The 20,615-nt window shown below is 62.5% G+C and carries 19 protein-coding genes; 9 read left to right on the forward strand and 10 right to left on the reverse strand.

Annotation, left to right across the window (positions count from 1 at the left end):
- Positions 1–60 precede the first annotated feature (60 nt).
- Positions 61–1,869, forward strand: a complete 1,809-nt coding sequence (locus HMPREF9697_RS17765; protein WP_002718630.1) for a glycoside hydrolase family 15 protein — start codon at positions 61–63, stop codon at positions 1,867–1,869.
- Here the strand turns inward: HMPREF9697_RS17765 and HMPREF9697_RS17770 are convergent.
- Genes HMPREF9697_RS17770 through tkt form a run of 7 tightly spaced genes read right to left on the reverse strand, consistent with a single transcriptional unit; the run spans position 1,866 to position 11,463 of the window.
- Positions 1,866–2,669 carry a Cof-type HAD-IIB family hydrolase gene (locus HMPREF9697_RS17770; RefSeq protein ID WP_002718631.1) on the reverse strand — a complete coding sequence of 268 codons (804 nt, stop codon included), beginning with the start codon at positions 2,667–2,669 and terminating at the stop codon, positions 1,866–1,868. The genes HMPREF9697_RS17765 and HMPREF9697_RS17770 overlap by 4 nt on opposite strands.
- Positions 2,666–3,208 (reverse strand): gluconokinase, encoded by a 543-nt coding sequence (locus HMPREF9697_RS17775; protein ID WP_002718632.1) that lies wholly within the window; start codon positions 3,206–3,208, stop codon positions 2,666–2,668. Before HMPREF9697_RS17775 ends, HMPREF9697_RS17770 begins: the two co-directional genes overlap by 4 nt.
- Positions 3,208–3,942 (reverse strand): 6-phosphogluconolactonase, encoded by a 735-nt coding sequence (gene pgl, locus HMPREF9697_RS17780; protein ID WP_040308017.1) that lies wholly within the window; start codon positions 3,940–3,942, stop codon positions 3,208–3,210. The genes HMPREF9697_RS17775 and pgl overlap by 1 nt, the downstream gene beginning before the upstream one ends.
- A 2-nt stretch (positions 3,943–3,944) precedes the next feature.
- Positions 3,945–5,471 carry a glucose-6-phosphate dehydrogenase gene (zwf, locus tag HMPREF9697_RS17785; protein ID WP_002718634.1) on the reverse strand — a complete coding sequence of 509 codons (1,527 nt, stop codon included), beginning with the start codon at positions 5,469–5,471 and terminating at the stop codon, positions 3,945–3,947.
- 14 nt (positions 5,472–5,485) lie between these two features.
- On the reverse strand, positions 5,486–6,520 hold the full coding sequence (gnd, locus tag HMPREF9697_RS17790; RefSeq protein WP_002718635.1) for a phosphogluconate dehydrogenase (NAD(+)-dependent, decarboxylating): 1,035 nt from the start codon (positions 6,518–6,520) through the stop codon (positions 5,486–5,488).
- Between the two features lie 9 nt (positions 6,521–6,529).
- Positions 6,530–9,373: a bifunctional transaldolase/phosoglucose isomerase gene (locus HMPREF9697_RS17795; protein WP_002718636.1), complete on the reverse strand. Its 2,844-nt coding sequence runs from the start codon at positions 9,371–9,373 to the stop codon at positions 6,530–6,532.
- Entirely contained in the window at positions 9,370–11,463 is a 2,094-nt protein-coding gene (gene tkt, locus HMPREF9697_RS17800; RefSeq protein WP_002718637.1) for a transketolase, read from the reverse strand. The genes HMPREF9697_RS17795 and tkt overlap by 4 nt, the downstream gene beginning before the upstream one ends.
- A gap of 342 nt (positions 11,464–11,805) precedes the next feature.
- On the opposite strand from tkt, the gene HMPREF9697_RS17805 reads away from it, so the two are divergent.
- Positions 11,806–12,042 carry a DUF3297 family protein gene (locus HMPREF9697_RS17805; RefSeq protein WP_002718638.1) on the forward strand — a complete coding sequence of 79 codons (237 nt, stop codon included), beginning with the start codon at positions 11,806–11,808 and terminating at the stop codon, positions 12,040–12,042.
- Here HMPREF9697_RS17805 and HMPREF9697_RS17810 read toward each other — a convergent pair whose 3' ends face one another.
- Positions 12,043–12,780 carry a haloacid dehalogenase type II gene (locus HMPREF9697_RS17810; protein WP_002718639.1) on the reverse strand — a complete coding sequence of 246 codons (738 nt, stop codon included), beginning with the start codon at positions 12,778–12,780 and terminating at the stop codon, positions 12,043–12,045. It abuts the gene before it with no gap.
- Positions 12,781–12,867: 87 nt separating this feature from the next.
- On the opposite strand from HMPREF9697_RS17810, the gene HMPREF9697_RS17815 reads away from it, so the two are divergent.
- On the forward strand, positions 12,868–13,287 hold the full coding sequence (locus HMPREF9697_RS17815) for a DUF3175 domain-containing protein (RefSeq protein ID WP_002718640.1): 420 nt from the start codon (positions 12,868–12,870) through the stop codon (positions 13,285–13,287).
- Between the two features lie 32 nt (positions 13,288–13,319).
- On the opposite strand, the gene wrbA is transcribed toward HMPREF9697_RS17815, so the two are convergent.
- Together wrbA and HMPREF9697_RS17825 are read right to left on the reverse strand one after the other, a co-directional pair.
- Positions 13,320–13,919 carry an NAD(P)H:quinone oxidoreductase gene (wrbA, locus tag HMPREF9697_RS17820; RefSeq protein WP_002718641.1) on the reverse strand — a complete coding sequence of 200 codons (600 nt, stop codon included), beginning with the start codon at positions 13,917–13,919 and terminating at the stop codon, positions 13,320–13,322.
- Between the two features lie 147 nt (positions 13,920–14,066).
- Positions 14,067–14,768, reverse strand: coding sequence for a pirin family protein (locus HMPREF9697_RS17825; protein WP_002718643.1), 702 nt, complete (start codon positions 14,766–14,768; stop codon positions 14,067–14,069).
- A gap of 151 nt (positions 14,769–14,919) precedes the next feature.
- Here HMPREF9697_RS17825 and HMPREF9697_RS17830 point away from each other — a divergent pair, with 151 nt between their 5' ends.
- The 6 genes from HMPREF9697_RS17830 to HMPREF9697_RS17855 all read left to right on the forward strand — a co-directional run bounded on the left by HMPREF9697_RS17830 (position 14,920) and on the right by HMPREF9697_RS17855 (position 20,613).
- On the forward strand, positions 14,920–15,849 hold the full coding sequence (locus tag HMPREF9697_RS17830) for a LysR family transcriptional regulator (RefSeq protein WP_002718644.1): 930 nt from the start codon (positions 14,920–14,922) through the stop codon (positions 15,847–15,849).
- Positions 15,850–16,082: 233 nt separating this feature from the next.
- Complete coding sequence (ykgO, locus tag HMPREF9697_RS17835) at positions 16,083–16,208, forward strand: type B 50S ribosomal protein L36 (protein ID WP_002718645.1); 126 nt, start codon at positions 16,083–16,085, stop codon at positions 16,206–16,208.
- 110 nt (positions 16,209–16,318) lie between these two features.
- Positions 16,319–16,948, forward strand: coding sequence for a tetratricopeptide repeat protein (locus HMPREF9697_RS17840; protein ID WP_002718646.1), 630 nt, complete (start codon positions 16,319–16,321; stop codon positions 16,946–16,948).
- Between the two features lie 208 nt (positions 16,949–17,156).
- The gene (locus tag HMPREF9697_RS17845; RefSeq protein ID WP_002718647.1) at positions 17,157–18,626 is read left to right on the forward strand and encodes an MmgE/PrpD family protein; all 1,470 of its coding nucleotides are present in this window, start codon (positions 17,157–17,159) and stop codon (positions 18,624–18,626) included.
- 10 nt (positions 18,627–18,636) lie between these two features.
- Positions 18,637–20,130, forward strand: coding sequence for an MmgE/PrpD family protein (locus tag HMPREF9697_RS17850; RefSeq protein WP_002718648.1), 1,494 nt, complete (start codon positions 18,637–18,639; stop codon positions 20,128–20,130).
- A 102-nt stretch (positions 20,131–20,232) separates the two neighbouring features.
- Entirely contained in the window at positions 20,233–20,613 is a 381-nt protein-coding gene (locus HMPREF9697_RS17855; protein WP_002718649.1) for a hypothetical protein, read from the forward strand.
- Positions 20,614–20,615: the final 2 nt, after the last annotated feature.

Here is a 20,615-nt window from a genome sequence, read left to right on the forward strand (position 1 = left end):
GGTTATGGCCATGCGCGTCGTTTTCGGCGCAGTTTTGTTATGCCGTTTGCGAGGTCGTTTTTGCCTTCTCCCATTGAAGACTATGCCCTTATCGGAGATTGCCTCACCACTGCGCTTGTGAGCCGCGACGGTTCGATCGACTGGCTCTGCTGGCCGACATTCGACTCTGATGCCTGCTTCGCCGCGCTGCTCGGCACGCCCGAACACGGCCGCTGGAAGATCGCGCCAAAGAGCGAGGCATTCAGCGTCAAACGCGGCTATCGCGATGGCACGCTCATCCTCGAAACCACATTCAGTTGCGAGAACGGCACCTGCACGCTGATCGATTTCATGCCGCCGCGCGGCGAGGCCTCCGACATCGTGCGGATCGTGCGCGGGGATGCCGGCGTCGTCGACATGCGAATGGAATTGCTGTTGCGCTTCGGCTCCGGCGCCAACGTTCCGTGGGTGCGAAGGCTCGATGACGGCACGCTGCAGGCGGTTGCGGGGCCGGACATGGTGGTGTTGCGCAGCAATGTCGAGATGCACGGCGAGGGAATGACGACCGTCTCCGACTTCCAGGTGCATGAGGGCCAAACCTTCCACTACGTCATGACCTACGACCCCTCGCATCTTCCAGTGCCGGAGGCGATCGATATCGAGATCGCGCTGGAGGAGACCGAGTCGTTCTGGACCGAGTGGTCCTCGCGCTGCAATTTCAAGGGCAAGCATCGCGACTTCATCCAGCGCTCGCTGATTACGCTCAAGGCCATGACCTATGCGCCGACCGGCGGCATCGTTGCCGCGCCGACGACATCGCTGCCGGAAAAGATCGGCGGCGCGCGAAATTGGGATTATCGCTTCTGCTGGCTGCGCGACGCGACTTTCACGCTGCTCGCCTTGATCGATAGCGGCTATGTCGAGGAGGCGGTTGCATGGCATGAATGGCTGCTGCGCTCGGTCGCGGGGGCGCCCGCCGACATGCAGATCATGTACAGCATCACCGGCGCGCGCCGCCTGCTTGAATGGCAGGCGGACTGGCTGCCCGGCTATGAGGATTCGAAGCCGGTGCGGTTCGGCAATGCCGCGCACGCGCAGTTGCAACTCGATGTCTATGGCGAACTGATGGACGCCTTCCATCAGGCGAGGGTCCACAAGATCCAGCTCAACGGCGAAACCTGGCCGGTCGAACTGGCGCTTCTCGAACATCTCGCGAAGGTGTGGAGCGAGCCCGATTGCGGCATCTGGGAGCGGCGAGATGTGCCCCGGCATTACGTGTTCTCCAAGGCGATGTGCTGGGTGGCGTTTGACCGCGCTGTGCTCGCCGTCGAGAAATTCGGCAGGAAAGGTCCGGTGGAGGAGTGGCGGGTGCTCCGCGATCTTATCCATAACGACATCTGCGCGAACGGCTTCGATGCGCAGGAGAACACCTTCGTCGAATCCTACGGCTCGAAGATGCTCGATGCGAGCCTGCTGCTGCTGCCTGCTGTTGGCTTTCTCAAGCCTGACGATCCGCGTGTCCTCGGCACCATCGCCGCGATCGAGCAGCGGATGATGCCGGACGGTTTCGTACTGCGGCATGATCCGCAGGAGGTGCACAACGACGAGACACAGCCAATCGAAGGGGCGTTCCTCGCTTGCACGCTGTGGCTCGCGGATGTCTATGTGCTGCTTGGCCGCGTCGACGATGCGCGCGAGCTCTATCTGCGGGTGCACGGCATCGCCAATGATGTCGGATTATTGTCGGAAGAATACGATCCCGGCCTGCGGCGGCAGACCGGCAACTTCCCGCAGGCGTTGACGCACATCGCGATGGTCAACACCGCGCAGAACATCTTCGCGGCGCTTCATCCGGACAAGCCCGCCGTGCAGCGGGCGAAGAAGAACTAGGCGAGCGCCAGGATTTTGTCGATGGCGGCCGCTACGCCGTCTTCTTCGTTGGATAGGGTGGTATAAGTCGCGCGCTTCCTCACCGCGTCGCTGGCATTGCCCATCGCAAACGATATCCCACTTTTGAGGAACATCGGCAGATCGTTGGCCATATCGCCGATGACGGCGACCTCCTTAGGCGGAATGCCGAGCCGGGCGGCGGTTTCTTCGACGAAGGTGCCCTTGTCGAGGCTGGGCGGCGTGACATCGAGATAATAGTTCTGTGAGCGCGCCGCATGAGCGGCTTTGCCGAGCGCGGCCTTGAGATCCGGCTCGCAGGCTGCCAGCAGATCGAAATCCTCGCTGACGCCGACGATCTTGCAGATGCCGTCGCGCGGTATGGCATCGTCGCCGACGATCTCCGGCTCGAAATCGATGGTGTGACGCTCGCGCGCGACATAGGAGGTGTCGCCGCGCCGGACCAGCCAGCGCTCCGCGGTGAACAGCCAGATATCCGTGCCGCGCGCGTTGAGGAGGTCGAGCGCGACATCGACTGCGTCAGGCGGGATGGTGTGGCTCTCGAGCACGGAGCCGTCCGGATTGAACAGCGTGCTGCCGTTGAATGCCCCCATCGGCACCGTGAGCTTCAAGGGCGCCGACAGCATTCGCATGCCAAAGGGGGGGCGGCTGCTCACAGCGGTAAAGGCGATGCCGCGCGTATGCAGGCGATGCACAGCGGCGATAACGCCGGGCGTCAGTTGTTTGTCACGCGTGACCAGCGTGCCGTCGACATCGGAAATCACCAGGCGGATGGGGTTCATGAGACGCGGGCTCCTGCGTTGTCCGGCAGGTGCAGGGTGATAATGATGTCGTCCACGATGCGCTCCACCGGTGCGTCGATATCGACCGTGAGAATATGTTCGTCAGGCTGCGGCGGTTCCAGCGCGTCAATCTGGCTGTCGAGCAGTTTCGGCGGCATGAAATGACCGCCGCGCTGCGTAAGGCGCTGTGCGATCAAATCGGCTGGTCCTTTCAGGTAGACGATCCGCACGTCCTTGCGGCCGTGCACGAGAATGTCGCGGTAGGATCGTTTCAGTGCAGAGCAGGCGATGATAATCGGCGTATTGCTGTTCGCATAATTGTTGATGGCCTCCGCGATCGAACGCAGCCAGGGTAGGCGATCGTCGTCGGTCAACGGAATTCCGGCTTTCATCTTTTCGATATTGGCGGCGGAATGGTAATCGTCGCCGTCCCGCTCCGCGAATCCGGTGCGCGCGGCGAGTGCCTGCGAGATAGTGGTCTTGCCCGAACCGGACACGCCCATCAGGATCACGACATTGATGCCGGGGCTTGGTGCCATCACGCCCCGCTTGGCTCGGGTGCGGCCGCTTTGTCGATCAGCCACCAGGTTTCGCCGCGTGACGATTGCGCATGGGCGGCGGGCAGATCCTCGCCAGCAAACACGCGCGAAAGGATTGTGCGCTTGTCGTGGCCTGACGCCATCAGCAGCATCTCGCGGCATTGCGCGAGGCAGGGCAGTGTCAGGCTGACGCGCGGCACGAAGGGCGCGACATGGGCCTGCGGCACGCCCGCAACCCAATGCTCCGTCTCAGCCGCCGCGGGATAGCCGGGAAACAGCGAGGCAGTGTGACCGTCCGGCCCGACACCGAGCAGCACGAGATCGAACAGCGGCGCGCCGTCAGCTCGGTGGTGGGCCTGGAAATGGCGCAGCGTCTGTTCGTAAAGCCGTGCGGCTTCATCCGGCGAGGCGGCATCGGTGGGGATTGCATGAATGTTCTTTGGCGGCGCGCAGCCATCCAGAAACGCGTGGCGCGCCATGCCGATATTGCTGAGGTCGTCGTCCGGCGGAACGAAGCGGTCGTCGCCGATGAACCAGTGCAGCCGCGCCCACGGCAATTGCGTTCGCCATTCCGGCGTTGCCAGCAACTCGTACAACCGTTTCGGCGTCGAGCCGCCGGTGAGGCAGATCGCAGGCTCGCCGGTGTTCTCAGCGGCGCGGGCGACGAGGCGCGCGGCGGCGTGTTCGGCAAGTGCCGCCATGTCCGGCTCGACGATGATGCGGGAGCGTGACATTTTCATTCGCCGTCGATCGCGCGCCAGCGACGGCCGTCGCGCTCCAGCAATTCGTGCGCTTCCTCCGGGCCGTCGGTGCCGGCCTGATACATCGCAAGCCCCTTGCCGCCGGCATTCTTCCATGCGTCGAGGAAGGGCTGCACGGCGGCCCATCCGGCTTCGACGCCATCGGCGCGCTGAAACAGGATGTTGTCGCCGATCATGCAATCGTAGATCAGCGTCTCGTAGCCGGTGTTCGGCGAGGCCTTGAAGTAGTCCTTGTATTTGAACTTCATCTCGACGCCGTCGATGGTGACCTGCGGGCCTGGCACCTTGGTGTTGAACTGCAGCATGATGCCCTCGGTCGGCTCGATGCCGATGACGAGATAGTTCTGCGACAGCCGCTCCACCTCGGTGGTGCGGAACATCGAGAACGGTGCCTGCTTAAAGCGGATCGCGACTTCCGTGCGCTTGGCGGCGAGCGCCTTGCCGGTGCGCAAATAGAACGGCACGCCCGCCCAGCGCCAGTTGTCGATGGTGAGCTTCAGCGCGGCGTAGGTCTCCACCGTGCTGTCTGGCGAAACATCCTTGGTCTGGCGGTAATAGCCGACCTGCCGGTCGCCAATGCGGCCCGCGAGATATTGCCCGCGCACGGAGTTCTTCAACGCTTCTGATTCACTCTGGATCTGAATGGCCGCCAGCGCCTCACCTTTTTCCGAGCGCACCGAGTGGGCATCGAAGCGTGAGGGCGGCTCCATTGCCACCAGCGCCATCAACTGAAACAGATGGTTCGGCACCATGTCGCGCAGCGCGCCGGTCTGCTCGTAGAAGTTGCCGCGTGTGCCGACATCGATGGTCTCCGACACGGTGATCTGGACATGATCGATGTGATTGCGATTCCAGATCGGCTCGAACATGCCGTTGGCGAAGCGCAGCACCAAAATATTCTGCACCGTCTCTTTGCCGAGATAATGGTCGATCCGGTAGATCTGATGTTCGTCGGCGAGCTTCAGCAGATCGGCATTCAGTTGCTTGGCCGACTGCAGGTCGGTGCCGAACGGCTTTTCGATCACCAGCCGTCGCCACGCGCCGTCTTTTTCTTTGAGCAGGCCTGCCGCGCCGAGCATCTCGCTGATCGGCTTGAACGCGCCGGGCGGCACGGCAAGATAGAACAGGTGGTTGGTGATGCCTTTGTCCTTGTGGGCCTTATCGAGTTGCGCCTTCAGGCTCTCGACCGATTTCGGGTCGCGAGGGTCGACATGGATCGAGGTGAGACATCCGAACAGCCTGTCGGCGACCTCCTGTTTCACCGGGCGGGTGGCGAACTTCTCCAGCCCCTTCATCAGGTCGGTCTTGAGCGTCTTGCTCTGCGTTTCGGTGCGTGTCACGCCGATGATGCAGAATTTCTCTGGCAGCAGTCCCGACTCCGCGAGATTGTAAAGGGCGGGAATGACGAGCCGGTGAGAGAGGTCGCCGGTGACGCCGAAGATCACGAAGCCGCACGAATCCGGAATCCGTTCGCGTGCGTTCACGGTATCGGCATTCATCATGGGCAGGCTCCTGCTTAGTCGTCTTTGGGCTTGAGCTTCTCCGGTGCCTTGGCGCCGGGCGCATCGGGATGCTGCTGCGGCTCCCTGTGGCCGCCGAAGCCTGCGCGCATCGCAGAGAGAATCTTTTCGGCGAAAGTGTGTTCCTTGCGCGAGCGGAAGCGCGCGAACAGGGCGGCGGTGATGACTTCCGCCGGTACGGATTCGTCGATCGCCGCGGCGATGGTCCAGCGGCCCTCGCCGGAATCCTCGACGAAACCCGAATACTGATCGAGCGTGTCGTTGCGCGCGAGCGCGCTCGCGGTGAGATCGAGCAGCCATGACGAGATCACGCTGCCGCGCCGCCAGACTTCCGCGACATCGGCGACATCGATGTCAAAACGATGTTCGGGCGGCAGCGCCTCGATATTGGCGTTCTTGAGGATGTCGAAGCCTTCAGCATAGGCCTGCATCAGCCCGTATTCGATGCCATTATGCACCATCTTGACGAAATGCCCGGCGCCGACAGGTCCGGCGTGAATGTAACCCTGTTCGGCGCGCGGATCGCGCTTGTCGCGGCCCGGCGTGCGCGGCACGCCGCTTTCGCCTGGCGCGAGCGTTGCGAAGATCGGATCGAGCCGATCGACGTTGGCCTTGCCGCCGCCGATCATCATGCAGTAGCCGCGCTCAAAGCCCCAGATGCCACCGCTGGTGCCGACATCGATGTAGCTGATGCCTTTTTCCCTGAGCGCCTGCGCGCGGCGCACGTCGTCCTGCCAGAAGGTGTTGCCACCATCGATGATGGTGTCGCCCTTCTCCAGAATCGAGGAGAGCGCGTGAATGGTGTCCTCTGTGATCTTGCCGGCCGGCAGCATGATCCAGACGGTGCGCGGCGCTTTCAGTTTCGCCGCGACTTCCTTGAGCGAGGCGGCGGCGATGGCACCGTGCTGCGCCAGTTCGCCGACCGCCTTCGGATTGACGTCGAACACGACGACCTCGTGCTTGCCCATTTCGATCAGGCGGCGAGTGATGTTGCCGCCCATCCGGCCGAGGCCGACAAGTCCGATCTGCATGCGTCCTCCTTAAGACAGCGCTTTCGTGACTGCGCTGTTGATGGCGGCAAGTCCCTTGGCGACATCTCCCTTGATGTGAAGCCGCAGGGCGCGGCGGTCACGTTCGGTGAGCACGTCGAAATCGCCGCGCGCCTGCGCGGCCTTGATGATGCCGAAGCTCGCTTTCTGGCCCGGCACCGGCAGGTCCTTGGCATCGTCGGCGGTGATCTGCACGAACACGCCGGTGTTCGGCCCGCCCTTGTAGGCCTGCCCGGTGGAATGCTGGAAGCGCGGACCGAAGCCCGTGCAGGTGGCAACGCGTTTGGTGTCGCGGATAGCGATGCGCGCCTTCTGGAGGGCCGCGATATCCTTGTCATTATGGTCGATGTAAGCGAGCAGGGCGGCGTAGTCGCCGGACTCGATGCGGGAGAAATGCGCCTTGAGCCACGATGCCACCGTGCCGTCTGCGCCTGCCTCGCGCAGCGCCTCGGCGTTGTTGTGGTCGGTATAGACCACGAGATTGCCATCGGTGACGAGCGGTTCTTCCTGCGGCAGCGTGCCGGATTTCTCGAACGCGGCAGTGAGTTCGCGTGTCTTCACCTTGGCGGCCTCGACGTCGGGCTGGTCGAACGGATTGACGCCGATCACGCTGCCCGCGACCGCGGTCGCCATTTCGAAACGGAAGAACTCCTGCCCGATATGAGCGGCGTCCGTCACCGCAATGCGGATGACGGGGTGGCCTGCCTGTTCGAGCGCCGCGAGTGCAGCTTCGCGCGAGGTATCGCCCTTGAGTGCGAGATCGACGAACACGCGGTCGTCGCCATAGACATTGGGTTGTCCCAGCGGCTCGTCGGCGAGCGGGATCAGCGCGCGGCCGTTCTTGCCGGTGGACTCGGCGATCAACTGTTCGGTCCATGCGCCGAAGTCTTCGATCTGGTTCGATGCCGACAGAGTCACCTTGTCACGTCCGGCACGTGCCGCCGCGCCAAGCGCGAGGCCGAGCTGGATGCCGGGGTTCTCATGCGGCGGCACGTCAGCGCCACAGGCATGCGCCATCGCACCGGCTGCTTCGAGGAATTTCTTAAGGTCGATGCCGGCTGCAGCCGCCGGCACTAGGCCGAACGGCGAGATCACCGAATAGCGCCCGCCAATGCTCGGCTCGCCACGGAAAACGTGGATGAAGTTGCGCTCGCGTGCGACCCTCTCTAGCGACGAACCAGGATCGGTGACGGCGACGAAGTGCACGCCGGGGCTCTCACCGCTCACTTCCTCTACGCGGTTGAAGAAGTAATCCATCAGCGCGTTCGGCTCGGTGGTGCCGCCGGACTTGCTGGAGACGATGAACAGTGTCCGGGTCAGGTTGATGGAGTTCTCCACGCGCTTGATCTGCGCAGGGTCCATGGAATCGAGAATGTGCAGCTTCGGGAAGCCCTTCACCGGCTGGAAGGTGGTGGCGAGCACTTCGGGGCCGAGGCTCGATCCGCCCATGCCGAGCACGACGGCATCGGTGAATTTCGCGCGCTTCACCGCGTCGGAGAAGCGCTGGTAGAGCTTCAGCGAATCCTGCTCGCGCTCGACGGCATCCAGCCAGCCGAGCCATTTGGCTTCGTCATGATTGGTCCACACCGAGGCGTCGCGCTTCCAGAGCCTGCGGCCCTTGCCTTCGGCGCGCCAGTCGTCGGTCAGTGCCTTGGTGGTGCGGGTGAGATCATCACCCAGCGCGAGCGCCTGCGTGTCGATCTTCGCGCCGAGCATCCGCGCGCGCTTGGAGGCCACTGCGCCAAGGAGCTGGTCGGCAGCTTCGGAAAACAACCGCACGCCGTCGTCCACCAGATGATCCGTAATGGAGTCCAGCGAGATACCTGCGTCCGCAAGGTCGGCCAGCACCTGCGCGGCTTCAGGGACGTTCTCCTCCAGCGTGTCGCGGACCTTGCCGTGGTCACGGAAGGCATCGAGCGTCGCGGGCGGCACGGTGTTGACCGTGTCCCGGCCGATCAGCTCCTCGACGTAGAGCACGTCGCTGTAGGCTTTGTTCTTGGTGCCGGTCGAAGCCCAGAGTAGGCGCTGCACGCGGGCGCCCTTGGCTTCCAGTGCCTTCCAACGATCAGAGGCGATAACTTTCTTGTAGTGCTGGTAGGCGAGCTTGGCATTGGCGACGGCGACCTTGCCCTTGAGCGATGCAAGGTGCGCCTTGCGGTCCTCGTCATTGGCGGCGGCGATCTTGTCGTCAAGCTGGCGGTCCACCGCGGTGTCGATGCGGCTGACGAAGAACGAGGCGACGCTCGCGACTTTGGACAGGTCGCCGCCTTTTGCTGCGAATTTCTCCAGCCCGGAGATGTAGGCCTCCAGCACCTGCGCATAGACCTTCTGCGAGAACAGCAGCGTGATGTTGATGCTCAGCCCCTCGGACGTGAGTTGCTCGATCGCGGGCAGGCCTTCGTGAGTGCCGGGCACCTTCACCATCAAATTCTTGCGGTGGACGGACTTCCACAGCCGCCGCGCTTCATTGAGCGTGCCTTCGGTATCGAGCGCGAGATAGGGCGAAACCTCGAGGCTGACATAGCCGTCATGGCCGTGGAGTTCATCGTACACCGGCTTCAGCACGTCGGCCGCGTTCTGGATGTCCTCGATGGCGACGGATTCATAAAGGTCGATCACCGAGCGGTCGCCGCCCTTCAGCAGCTTCTCGAACGCGGCATCGTATTCGTCGCCTGTGCCGATGGCCTTCTCGAAAATGGACGGGTTGGATGTGACGCCGCGCACACCGTCGCGCTCGATCAGCGCTTTCAGCTCTCCCTTGGCAATGAAGCCGCGCGCGAGGAAATCGAGCCAGATCGACTGGCCATGGTTCTGCAATTCTTTGAGAGGATTCATGATGCCTTGTTCTGTTCGATTTGACGCAATGCCGCTTCGACAACCTTATCCGGTGTGAAGCCGAATTTCTTCAACAGATCCTTCAGCGGCGCCGAGGCGCCGAAAGTATGCATACCGATGATGGCACCGGAAGGGCCTGCGTAGCGATCCCAGCCGATGGCGGAGCCTTGCTCCACAGCCACGCGCGCGGTGATGTGCGGGGGCAGGACGGTGTCGCGGTAGGATTTGTCCTGTTTCTCGAACAGATCCCATGACGGCATGCTGACCACGCGGGCGCGGATGCCGCGGGATTTCAGATCCTCATAGGCGGCGACGCACAATTGTACCTCGCTGCCGGTGCCGATCAGGATCACCTGCGGCTCGCCGTCGCCATCCGCCATCACATAGGCGCCGCGCGCGAGGCCGGAGGCGGAGGCATATTTGCCGCGGTCGAAGATCGGCAGAGCCTGGCGGCTCAGCACCAGCGCGGCCGGTTCGTCCCGCAACGTGAAAATCACTTTGTAGGCCTCGCGCACCTCGTTGGCGTCTGCCGGACGCAGGGTCACGAGGCCTGGAATGGCGCGCAAACCAGCCAGTTGTTCGACTGGCTGATGGGTCGGGCCGTCCTCGCCGACGCCGATGGAGTCGTGGGTGAAGACATGGAAGATCGGCAGCCGCATCAGCGCGGCGAGCCGGATCGGCGGGCGCATGTAGTCCGAGAAGATCAGGAAGGTCGCGCCATATCCGCGCAGATGGCATAGGCCGAGCCCGTTGACGATCGCGCCCATGCCGTGCTCGCGGACACCGAAATGCATGTTGCGACCGCCTGGCGAATTCTTCTCCAGCGCGCCCATGCCCTCCGTGGTGAGCTTGGTCTTAGTGGACGGCGCGAGGTCGGCCGCGCCGCCCAGCACCCACGGCAATTCCTCGGCGATGGCGTTCAGCACTTTTCCTGAAGCCTCGCGGGTGGCGATGCCTTTCGCGTCCGGTTTGAAGACGGGCAGGGTGCTGGCCCAGTTCTCGGGCAAGCCGTGCTTCAGGCAGCGTTCGATCTGACCCGCCTCGCGGGGATATTCCTTCGCATAATCCTTGAAGCCTTTTTCCCAAGCTTCGCGCGCGGCTGCACCGCGTTTGCCGATGCCATCATGGAAGCGTTCGCGCACGCCGTCGGGTACGTAGAAGTCCTTGTCCTGCGGAAAGCCGAGAAATGCCTTCGTCTTCTTGACCTCTTCGACGCCAAGCGCGTCGCTGTGGATTTTCGAGGTGCCCTGCATGTCGGGCGCGCCGTAGCCGATCACGCTGTTGACGATGATGAGGGTCGGGCGGCCCTTGGTCTCGCGGAATTCTTCCAGCGTGGAGCGGACGCGGTTGCAGTCGTTGGCGTCGGCGACATTCGTGACGTGCCAGCCATATCCGCGGAAGCGCTCGGCGACGTTTTCATCGAAGGCGAGTTCGGTGTGACCTTCGATGGTGACGGTGTTGCTGTCGTAGATCCAGCACAGGTTGTCGAGACCGAGATGGCCCGCGAGCGATGCCGCTTCCGAGGCGACGCCTTCCATCAGATCGCCATCGCTGCAGATGGTGTAGACATTGAAATCGAAAACGGTGTGGCCCGGCTTGTTGTAATGTGCGCCTAACCAGCGCGAGGCGATCGCCATGCCGACGCTGTTGCCGCAGCCCTGTCCAAGCGGGCCGGTGGTGGTCTCGACGCCGGTGGTGTGGCCATATTCCGGGTGGCCCGGCGTCACGCTGTCGATCTGGCGAAAGTGTTCGATGTCGTCGAGCGTCACCGCGAGCTTGTCGGTGACCTTGCCGTCCTTCAGCCGCTTGATGCCGGCGAGATGGATGAGGGAGTAAAGCAGCATTGAGGCGTGGCCGCAGGACAGCACGAAGCGGTCGCGGTTTGGCCATAGCGGCTCATTGGGATCGTAGCGCAGCACCTCCTGCCACAGCGTATAGGCGACGGGAGCGAGGCCCATCGGCGCCCCGGCATGGCCTGAATTGGCTTTCTGCACGGCATCGACGGTGAGGGTGCGGATGGTGTTGATGCAGAGCTGATCGATGTCGGTCTGATGGGTGCGATCACCCGATGTCGAACGCGGAGCATCCATTGGAATTTTCCCGGCGTGGCTGAAAATTATGTCCTGCGCCCCGAGCCCCGGCGGCAAAGCTATAACTGGAATAAAACGGGCGTAAGACGGGAAGGTTCCGCTGTCTCACGGTGTCGCGGCGATGTGAAGATGCGGCGGGATTGTGCTGTCCGCTTGTGCAGGATGCGGACTTTTCGCAAGATAACAGTCGCGGAGGCACGTATGAGAGTAGCAATAGGTGTGGTGATCGGGTTGGCGGTCGGCTATCTCGCGATGTATTATTTCAGAAGCGGACATTTGCCGTTCTGATCTGCGGCCATAGCAGCCATGCTTGGTGGCCGTAGCGAAAGTTAAAGGATGATGATGAGCGACGAACTTCCCGACCGCCTTTCGGTCGACCCCAACAGCCCGTTCTACGATGAGAAGATTCTGTCTCGCGACATCGGCATCCGCTTCAAGGGTGTCGAGAAGACCAATATCGAGGAATATTGTGTCAGCGAGGGCTGGGTGCGGATGAGCGTCGGCTCGGCGAAGGACCGCCACGGCAATCCGATCACCATGAAATTCTCCGGCCCCGTCGAGCCTTATTTCAAGAGCTGATTATTTCCCGACGAGCTTCGGCAGGTCGGACAAGGCGCGGATGCGGTGATCGGGCAGAAATCCCAGTTCATCCATCTGCGTCCGTGCTGCTTTGAACATCGTGACGGGCGCGACAGGCGCGCCGGGCTTGATCTCGGCGGCCATCGCCTGCGGCGTGACTCGCTCGATCCACGCGACGTTGAGGCCGAAGGATTTCGCGCCGGCGACGTCGAACGGGTTCGACGACACGAAGATCACCTCATCCGGTTTCACGCCGAGTTTCTTTTCGATCAGCGTGTAGGCCTGTGGCGCGGGCTTGAAAATGCGTTCGCTATCGATGCTGATGGTGGCATCAAGCACCTGATCGAGGCTGGTGTTCTTCACCAGATCGTTCAGCATCTGAGTGCTGCCGTTCGACAGGATGGCGAGCTTGTGGCCGCTCAGCGCCGCGAGTGCCGCTTTAGCGTCCGGGTACAGATCGAGATGGACATACTTGTCCATGATGCGTTCGAATACGGCATCGGAATAAGCGAGGCCGAGCAGCTTCAGCGAATAGACGAGCGATTCCCGCGTCACCACCGAGAAGTCCTCGTAGCGCTGCATCATGCTGCGCTGCCAGGTGTATTCGAGTTGCTTCATCCGCCAGATCTGGGTGATGAAATCGCCATAGCCGGGGAAAGCCTCCTCGGTCACCGCGGCGACCGACTGGATGTCGTAGAGCGTGCCGTAGGCGTCGAACACGAAGGCCTTGATGGTCATGAAAAAATCCGTTCTGCAAAAGGCGGCTGCGAACCTAACGCGGTGCGCCGCGTTGAGGCTTGGTCTCATTCGCGAAGGATGCAAACCATGGCAAAAACCGCGACACGGCGCAAACGCACAACGGCATCAAAATCGCGCGGCACCCATGCGCGCAAGGCACGTAACAGAAAGACTGCTCTCAAATCCACGGCGCGGCGGGTGCGGAAAACTGGTGCGCATTCTGCAAAGCGCCCGGTGAAGAAATGGTCGAAGCAAGTCACGCAGACCAGCGACGCGCTCGATCTCAAGCATGATGTGTTCAAGCAGGACAGCCCGAAGGCGATTGCGCGGTCGCTGAAGCGCTCGGCCGAGCAGAGCCATCGCCGCAAGAGCGATCCGTATCGTTCGGCGATGTCGATGCTGGTGTTCTATATCAACCGTGCGGGCCAGAATTTACCCGCGACGCGGCGCAAGAAGCTGGAAGCGACGAAAGGCGAATTGCGCAAGGCGTTCGGCAAGGCGGCGTAGGCAAAAGATTGCGATACGCCGCCTTGTGAAAATCAGCCGTGCAGCTTCTTCGCGGTCTCGGCGATGGTGCGGCCCTGATAGCGGGCGGCATTGAGTTCGTTCTCACTCGGCATGCGCGAACCGTCGCCATCGGTGATCGTGGTGGCGCCGTAGGGTGCGCCGCCGTGGACTTCCTTGACGCCCATCTGGCCGGCGTAACCGTAGTTCAGGCCGACAATCACCATGCCGAAGTGCAAGAGGTTGGTGATGATGGAAAACAGCGTCGTTTCCTGTCCGCCGTGCTGGGTCGCGGACGAGCTGAATGCGCCGCCGACCTTGCCGTGCAATGCTCCCTTCATCCACAGGCCGCCGGCCTGATCGAGGAAGCTCGCCATCTGCGAGGAGATGCGGCCGAAGCGCGTGCCGGTGCCAACGATGATGGCGTCGTAGTTCGCGAGATCCTCGATCTTAGCGATCGGAGCGGGCTGATCGAGCTTGAAATGTGCGGCCTTCGCGACTTCGAGAGGGGCGGTCTCAGGCACGCGCTTGATGTCGACGGAGGCGCCGGCTTCGCGCGCGCCTTCGGCAACGGCGTTGGCCATGGCTTCGATGTGGCCGTAGGTGGAATAATAAAGGACGAGAACCTTGGGCATGGGAATCTCCAGTTATGAGGGGAGGGTGCCATGGCCCGTTCGGGCCACGGCGTTGTTGTCAGGGCAGGTGCGCGCGGCAGTGCCGGGCGCGGCCGAGCAGGGTCCGCAGGCTTGCGGTCACCGCCGGCATCACGAGCAGCAGGTCGATCATTGCGCCGTCTCCACAAGTACGAGTTCGGAGTCGGCGAGTGCGGTGATGCGCAGGCTCTTCTCTTCGCTGATGGCGATGCCGTCGCGGGCATTGGCGCGCACGCCGTTGACCTCGACCGAACCCGTCGCGGGCACGAGGTAGCCCTTGTGGTTGTCGTTGAGTGCGACCTCGGCGCTCTCACCGGCCTTCAGCGTGGTGGCGAGCACCCGCGCTTCGGCACGGATTGGCAGCGCGTCGGCGTCATCCTTGAAGCCGCTGGCGAGCGTCACGAACTTGCCGGAACGATTGTCCTTCGGGAACGGCTTGGCGCCCCAGCAGGGCTGGCCGCCATGCTGCGTCGGCTCGATCCAGATCTGGAAGATCCGGGTCGTGACCGGCTCGAGATTGTACTCGGCGTGGCGGATGCCGGAGCCCGCGCTCATCACCTGAACGTCGCCGGCCTCGGTGCGGCCCTTGTTGCCGAGCGAGTCCTGATGGGTAATCGCGCCTTCGCGGACATAGGTGATGATCTCCATGTCCGAATGTGGATGCGCCGGAAAGCCAGTATTGGGGGCGATCTCGTCGTCATTCCAGACGCGCAGCGCGCCGTGGCTCATGCGGTCTGGATCGTAATAGCTCGCGAACGAGAAATGATGCTTGGCGTTGAGCCAACCGTGGTTGGCGCCGCCGAGGGAATTGAATGGACGAAGTTCGATCATGTCATCTCCTCCATTGCCTGGGGTTGTGGACTTCGATGGGGGTGGTTTTAGGGTCTTTCGTTTGATCTAAAAATAGAAACTATTGAAACTAATTGTTTCCAAATATACGCTAATCTCTGACGGGCGACGGCTCGTCCGTCAGGGAGGCCGTATGGCGAAACTTCCCGATTTTGAGGCGATGGCGATCTTCGCCAAAGTGGTGGAGTTGCGGTCGTTCGCTGCGGCAGCGAGCGAGCTCGCGCTGTCGAAGGCGACGGTTTCCAAGGCCGTCACCCGGCTGGAGGAACGGTTAGGTGCGCGGCTGTTCAACCGCAGTTCGCGGCGCCTGGCGCTCACGGACGCGGGGGGCGCATTGTCGGTGCGCGCGGCGCAATTGCTGGCGGACGGCGAGGAGGCCGAGAACGAGGCGTTGTCGCAGGCGGCCTCGCCGCGTGGGCTGGTGCGGCTCGCGGTGCCGATGACGTTCGGCCAGCGCGTGATCGCGCCGCTATTGCCAGAATTTCTCGCACAATACCCCGACGTGTCGGTCGATCTGCATCTGAGCGATGCCATGGTCGATCTGATCGGCGAAGGTTTCGACATCGGTGTGCGCATCGCGCGGCTGCCGGATTCGTCGCTGGTGGCGCGGCGGCTTTGTCCGATGCCGGTGCATACCGTCGCTGCGCCGTCCTATCTGAAGAAGTATGGGCGGCCGACGCACCCGATGCATCTCGCCCAGCACCGCTGCTTCACCTATGCCTACCGGACGACGCCGGAGCTTTGGCATTATGCGAACGCTGCGGGAGAGCAGGTGTCGGTGCGCCCGTCGGGGCCGTTGCGGGTCAACAATGGCGAGGCAGTGATCCCGGCGCTGATCGCAGGTCTCGGTATCGCCGATCTGCCTGATTTCATCATCGGCGAGGCCATCGCCAAAAAGCAGGTCGAGGTCATCCTCAAGGGCTGGAAGCAGCCGGAGGGGGCGGTGCATCTGGTGATGCCGCCTGGCGGCCCGCGTCCGGCGCGGGTGGAGGCGCTGATCGAGTTCCTCGCCACCCATCTGGCCCGGCTGGGCAAGGTGGCCAGTACGCGGCCGAAGGGGTAAATCGCTGCCCGGAGAAGAGGGAGGCGATTTTCTCAAGGATTTCAGTGGGGGAGAGCGGGAAAAGGCCGCTTTTATCCCGTCAGCCGAGCGGAAAAAGCCTTGATTGCATTGACATTCCAACCGGCGCTCTCTAGAAACCGGCCATCCCGGCGATGGCTTTGCCGCCCGGGCGCCCATGAAATAACTGATGCAACTCGGCCTGTCGAAACGGCCTTTCGCAAGAGCATTGTCCCATGAAGGTCCGTAACTCGCTGAAATCGCTCCGTGGCCGTCACCGCAACAACCGTCTGGTCCGTCGCAAGGGCCGGGTTTACGTGATCAACAAGGTGCAGCGCCGCTTCAAGGCGCGTCAGGGCTAATCGCCTTTGACATGCGCCGGGTTCGCCCGGCGGTTCCTCACATCATCACATCCGTTTGACGCCGCTTGCTCTTTGCAGGCGGCGCTTTGCGCGTTTAGAGTCCGGGAATGATGTTGCTCCGGCGTAATGCGGTGAATGTGTCTGCTGGATTTGCGCTCGTGGCGCTTGTTGGCCTCGCGCCCGTGGCCGCGCAGGCCGACTCTCATTCTAAACAGAAATTGCCGGAAGCACCGAAGCAGCTTCCCTCCGTCAAGGCTCACGGCAAGAGCCTCGATTTCCTGTTCGATGCGTTGAAGGCCGCGCCCGACGAGGAAAGCGCGCGAGCGGTCGAGGCGCGGATCTGGGCGATCTGGATGAAGACGCCGAGCGACACCGTTGCGCTGTTGATGGCGCGCACCCGCGTCGCGCTTGAGAACGACCAGTCCGATGTCGCGATGAAACTGCTCGATGCCATTATCAAGCTCCATCCCGAGTACGTCGAAGCCTGGAATAAGCGCGCGACGCTCTATTACATGAAGAACGACTACAACCGCGCGATGGAAGACATCGAGGAAGTGCTGCGCCGCGAGCCGCGCCACTTCGGCGCATTGGCGGGGCTCGGCGTCATCCTCGAGGAGACCGGCGACGACCGGCACGCGCTGGAGGTGTTCCGTCGTGCGCTCGTCATCAACCCGCACCTCGACAAGGTGCCGGAGATGGTGAAGAGCCTGTCGGAAAAAGTCGAAGGTCGCGACATCTAGCGATGTCCCGATTTCGTGCGGTCGCGTGAGCGATACGCAAGTGGATTTTCACATCCTGAAATTCTGTTGGGGCGGTCGCAGAGTGTTTCGTGACACGATGCAATTCGGTTTGTTCGTCGTCTAGACGATCAACAATCGGTGTGTTGACGCCCCCATAACGGTCGACAGGATCGGGCTCCCAAAAAATAAATCACTCCGGGAGAGAACCATGCCGTTCACGACACGTCGGACCTTGTTGCGCACTGCCGCCGCGCTGCCGCTTGCGGCTTCGATGACAGATAGAGTGTTCGCACAGAGCGCCGACAAGGCAGTGCCTGCTGCCGCACCGAAGGCTCCGGTGAAAGACGTCACCCGCACGCTGGCGCATTATCTTGTCACCGCGAAATATGACGACCTGCCCGAGAACGTCCGCAAGGAAGGCGTGCGTACGCTCTTGAACTGGGTTGGCGTCGCCATCGGCGGCTCGCACCACCAAACGGTCGACATCGCGGTGTCAGCGCTGCAGCCGTTCTCCGGCCCGCCGCAGGCGTCGCTGTTCGGGCGCAAGGAGCGGTTCGACATCATGAACGCCGCTTTCATCAACGGCGTCTCGAGTCACATCTTCGACTACGATGACACGCACCTGAAGACCATCATCCACCCCGCGGGGCCGGTGGCCTCCGCGATCCTGGCCTATTCGGAAATGCAGCCGGTGTCGGGCAAGGATTTCCTCAACGCGCTGGTGCTCGGTGTCGAAACCGAATGCCGCATCGGCAACGCAGTCTATCCGAACCATTACGATGTCGGCTGGCACATCACCGGCACCGCGGGCGTGTTCGGCTCGGCGGCGGCGATCGGCAAGCTGATGAACCTCAACGAGCAGCAGATGGTGTGGGCGATCGGTCTGGCTGCATCGCAGCCGGTTGGTTTGCGCGAATCCTTTGGCTCGATGAACAAGAGTTTCAATCCGGGACGCGCGGCCGCCAACGGTATTTTCGCCGCCGTGCTTGCCGCGAAGAACTACACGAGTTCGGACCAGATGCTGGAAGCCAAGCGCGGCTGGGCCAACACCATTTCCACCAAGCAGGATTACAACGAGATCACCGGCGATCTCGGCAAGCGTTACGAGGCGGCGCTCAACACCTACAAGCCGTTCGCCTGCGGCATCGTCATGCATCCGGCGATCGATGCGGCCATCCAGTTGCGCAACGAGAACAAGCTCACGGCGGACCAGATCGACCATGTTGATCTGAAAGTGCATCCGCTGGTGCTGGAATTGACCGGCAAGACCGCGCCGCATGACGGGCTGGAAAGTAAGTTCAGCATCTACCATGCCGTCGCTGTCGCCATTGTCGAAGGGGCGGGCGGCGAGAAGCAGTTCAGTGACCGCGCCGCGACCGATCCGACCATCGTGGCGCTGCGAGGCAAGGTGAAGCCGGTGGTGACGCCCGGCATCACGCCCGCGCAGGTGGACATGACCATCGTCACCAAGGACGGCCGCACGCTGCACAAATATATCCAGCATGCCATCGGCAGCGTCGAGGTACCGATGACCGACAAGCAGCTTGAAACCAAGTTCGCCGATCTCGCCGAGGGCGTCATTCCGGCCGATCAGGCCCGCAAGGTCATGGACCTGTGCTGGAAGGTGGAAACGCTGGAAAACGCCGGCGACATCGCTCGAACCGCGGCAACGGCCTGAGGGGGCGGCGATGACATTCAGATTGGAAGAGATGCCTCCGTCGCTGCGGCGGATGCTGTCGCGGCGCCGCGCGCTGCAATCTGCGGGCGCGATGGCGATGCTGGCCGCGAGCCCGATGCGGCTCGCTTTCGCGCAAACCAAGACGCAAGCCTCGGCGGACGTCACAGGGCGTCTGGCCCGCTACATGGTCTCGGCGCGCGACAAGGCGCTGCCGGATGCCGTGATGACGGAATGCAAAAACCGCATTCTCGATACGTTCGGCGCCATGGTGTCGGGGTCGCGCATGACGCCCGGTGAGAAGGCGGTGAGCTACGTCAAGTCGCTCGGCGGTACGGAACAGGCGTCGATCATCGGCGCGAACTTCCGCACTACCATGATCAACGCAGCACTGGCGAATGCGATGTGCGCCCATGCCGACGAGACCGACGATTTCGAGCCGGTCACCAAGGCGCATCCCGGAAGCTGCGTGGTCCCGCCCGCGCTGGCGCTTGCGGAGCAGCAGGGCAGCAGCGGCATGGAATTCATCCGCGCCGTTACGCTCGGCTACGATCTATGCTGTCGCCTCTTGATGGCGCTCGGGCCGAACATCGTCCGTGGTTCGCATCGCAGCGCCGAGGGCACCAGTTCGACCTTCGGCGCGCTCGGTTCTGCCGCGTCGCTGGCGAAGCTGGATGAGACCGGCATGCGCTTCGCGATCTCCTATGCGGCGCAGCAGGTATCCGGCCTGTGGAGCTGGGTGAAGGACAAGGACCATGTCGAGAAGGCATTCGACTTCGCCGGCATGGGCGCGCGCAACGGCGTCACTGCCGTCACCATGGTGAAGTCGGGAATGACCGGCGTCTCGGACGTGCTCGACGGCACGCACAATCTCTTTATCGCGCTGTCGAGCAATCCGAAACCCGAGGCGATGCTGGAGGGGCTCGGCAGCCGCTTCTATGTCACCGAGACGGCGATCAAGACCTATTCGGTCGGTTATCCGATCCAGTCGCCGCTGGATGCGATCCTGACGCTGCGGAAGGAGCACAACCTTACCCCGGACAATGTGAAAAGCATTGTAGTCAAGCTGCCGACCGATGCGGTGGGCATTGTCGGCCACAGCGCGATGCCGGACGTGAACTGCCAGCATCTGGTGGCGGTGGCGCTGGTCAAGGGCGCGGTGTCGTTCGTCGACAGCCACGATCAGGCGCTGATGCATGATCCGGGGATCATGAAAGAAACCGCGAAGGTCGCCATTCAGGACGACCCGTCCCTGATGGACCCGGCTGCTCCGCGCAGCGCAAGGGTCGAAGTGACCATGACCGACGGCAAGGTCGTCAGCCATTTCACCAAATTCCCGCCCGGCACCAAGGAAAACCCGTTGAGCATCGAGGCGGTGAACGCCAAGGCGCGCGACCTGATATCGCCGGTTCTCGGCGCGGAGAAGACCGAACGGTTGATCGAGCGGATCAACAAGTTAGAGACGCTCGACAATATGAATGAACTGCGGCCGCTGTTCACGGCCTGATCCGGGCGACGATCCTCCTGTTGTCCCAACTTTGCCCGCCGGCCCGCTTCATGCGGGGCGGCGGCTTTGCTATGTAAGGGCTTTATTTAGAGGAATTGCATCATGAGAGCTTCGTCGCTCAGTTTTCTCGTCGCCGCCTTGATCCTCGCGTTCGGCATGCTCTGGGGCCTTGCGATGGCGATCTCGCAGAATCATTCGACCCTGACGGCCCACGCCCATCTCAATCTGCTCGGCTGGGTGTCCTTGTTCCTGTTCGGGCTGTTCTACCGCCTGCATCCGGCACTGGACGCCGCGCGCGTGGCGCGCCTGCAGGTGCTGATCTGGATCGCCGGAACTATTGTGATGGTGATCGGCGTCGCCATGATCCATATGGGCAACCACCAGGGCGAACCGTTGGCCGGGGCGGGCTCGGTCATGGTGCTCGTGAGCGTCGCGTTGTTCGTGTGGCAGGTGATCCGCCATGAGCGAACGAGCGCCGCCTGAGA

It is taken from the genome of Afipia felis ATCC 53690 (assembly GCF_000314735.2).
In the GTDB taxonomy this organism is placed as follows: domain Bacteria; phylum Pseudomonadota; class Alphaproteobacteria; order Rhizobiales; family Xanthobacteraceae; genus Afipia; species Afipia felis.

Coding starts and splice junctions, on each gene's coding strand:
- HMPREF9697_RS17770 (WP_002718631.1), bottom strand. CDS start 2,669: ATGAACCCCATCCGCCTGGTGATTTCCGATGTCGACGGCACGCTGGTC.
- HMPREF9697_RS17775 (WP_002718632.1), bottom strand. CDS start 3,208: ATGGCACCAAGCCCCGGCATCAATGTCGTGATCCTGATGGGCGTGTCC.
- pgl (WP_040308017.1), bottom strand. CDS start 3,942: ATGTCACGCTCCCGCATCATCGTCGAGCCGGACATGGCGGCACTTGCC.
- zwf (WP_002718634.1), bottom strand. CDS start 5,471: ATGATGAATGCCGATACCGTGAACGCACGCGAACGGATTCCGGATTCG.
- gnd (WP_002718635.1), bottom strand. CDS start 6,520: ATGCAGATCGGACTTGTCGGCCTCGGCCGGATGGGCGGCAACATCACT.
- HMPREF9697_RS17795 (WP_002718636.1), bottom strand. CDS start 9,373: ATGAATCCTCTCAAAGAATTGCAGAACCATGGCCAGTCGATCTGGCTC.
- tkt (WP_002718637.1), bottom strand. CDS start 11,463: ATGGATGCTCCGCGTTCGACATCGGGTGATCGCACCCATCAGACCGAC.
- HMPREF9697_RS17805 (WP_002718638.1), top strand. CDS start 11,806: ATGAGCGACGAACTTCCCGACCGCCTTTCGGTCGACCCCAACAGCCCG.
- HMPREF9697_RS17810 (WP_002718639.1), bottom strand. CDS start 12,780: ATGACCATCAAGGCCTTCGTGTTCGACGCCTACGGCACGCTCTACGAC.
- HMPREF9697_RS17815 (WP_002718640.1), top strand. CDS start 12,868: ATGGCAAAAACCGCGACACGGCGCAAACGCACAACGGCATCAAAATCG.
- wrbA (WP_002718641.1), bottom strand. CDS start 13,919: ATGCCCAAGGTTCTCGTCCTTTATTATTCCACCTACGGCCACATCGAA.
- HMPREF9697_RS17825 (WP_002718643.1), bottom strand. CDS start 14,768: ATGATCGAACTTCGTCCATTCAATTCCCTCGGCGGCGCCAACCACGGT.
- HMPREF9697_RS17830 (WP_002718644.1), top strand. CDS start 14,920: ATGGCGAAACTTCCCGATTTTGAGGCGATGGCGATCTTCGCCAAAGTG.
- ykgO (WP_002718645.1), top strand. CDS start 16,083: ATGAAGGTCCGTAACTCGCTGAAATCGCTCCGTGGCCGTCACCGCAAC.
- HMPREF9697_RS17840 (WP_002718646.1), top strand. CDS start 16,319: ATGTTGCTCCGGCGTAATGCGGTGAATGTGTCTGCTGGATTTGCGCTC.
- HMPREF9697_RS17845 (WP_002718647.1), top strand. CDS start 17,157: ATGCCGTTCACGACACGTCGGACCTTGTTGCGCACTGCCGCCGCGCTG.
- HMPREF9697_RS17850 (WP_002718648.1), top strand. CDS start 18,637: ATGACATTCAGATTGGAAGAGATGCCTCCGTCGCTGCGGCGGATGCTG.
- HMPREF9697_RS17855 (WP_002718649.1), top strand. CDS start 20,233: ATGAGAGCTTCGTCGCTCAGTTTTCTCGTCGCCGCCTTGATCCTCGCG.